We start from the raw sequence: 865 nt of genomic DNA, 5'->3' as shown, positions 1-865 counted from the left end.
CGTATCCTTTCTCCTCCAGGTTTCTGATGATCGTTGACACCGTATTATAGTGCAAGTTTTCATCAGGGAGTTCAGCAATGACCTCTTTAACAAAAGCCTTTTTGAGATCCCATAAGATCCTCATGATCTCTTCTTCTTTGTTGGTAAGTTTTTCCATTCTCCCTATTTAATGTTCTTTTGGTCAACACAAACATAACTATAAAATTCGTTTTACAACTGTTTTTATAGTTGTTTTTTTCTCTTTGGCTTTAGGATTTTATTAACCCCTCCAAAAAGGCTGAAATCTCCGCATTCTTCGAGAAACTTCTATCTTCGCAAAAAAAGATTTAATGAGCGTTCTCTTTATTATTATTGGTTTTGTTTTGTTGGTCGTGGGAGGTGAATTTTTGGTTCGGTCTTCTGTTGCAATTTCCCTAAAACTGGATCTTTCCCGGATGGTGATTGGCCTTACTGTGGTCTCCTTCGCTACCTCGGCACCCGAATTACTGGTGAGTTTACAGGCCGCACTCGGCGGCTATTCAGACATGTCTCTTGGGAACGTTATAGGATCCAACATTGCAAATATTGGACTGGTACTGGGAATCACTGCAATGATCTCACCCTTGCTTATCGACCGGGACTTTGTAAGGTTCAACTGGCCAATTATGATGCTCTTTTCCCTGGCACTCTATTTTTTCCTTTCTTCAGAAGATGTGCTTTCCCGCCGGGAGGGGCTCTTTCTCCTGGGAGCTATAATTTTTTATCTCTTCTTCCTCATCCGCCGTGCCCGCAATAAGCCCGATGAAGTGGCAGAAGAGATCGATCCCAATCTTAAAGTCGCCTCTACTTTTAAAACTATCCTCTGGCTTGTTATCGGTGGGCTGGC

The 865-nt window shown here is 42.3% G+C and carries 2 protein-coding genes; one reads left to right on the top strand and one right to left on the bottom strand.

The genetic code is table 11. From position 1 onward, the window contains the following. On the bottom strand, window positions 1-157 hold a 157-nt coding region (locus HC175_RS15455; protein WP_168139349.1), incomplete at its 3' end, for a BlaI/MecI/CopY family transcriptional regulator. Window positions 158-329: 172 nt separating this feature from the next. Between HC175_RS15455 and HC175_RS15450 the strand changes: the two genes are divergently transcribed. Further along, a partial coding sequence (locus tag HC175_RS15450) for a sodium:calcium antiporter (protein ID WP_168139348.1) occupies window positions 330-865 on the top strand: 536 nt, incomplete at its 3' end.

Source organism: Salinimicrobium oceani (assembly GCF_012037645.1).
Note: the sequence above shows the minus strand (reverse complement) of the source record. Positions and strands in the feature narration are given on the sequence as shown.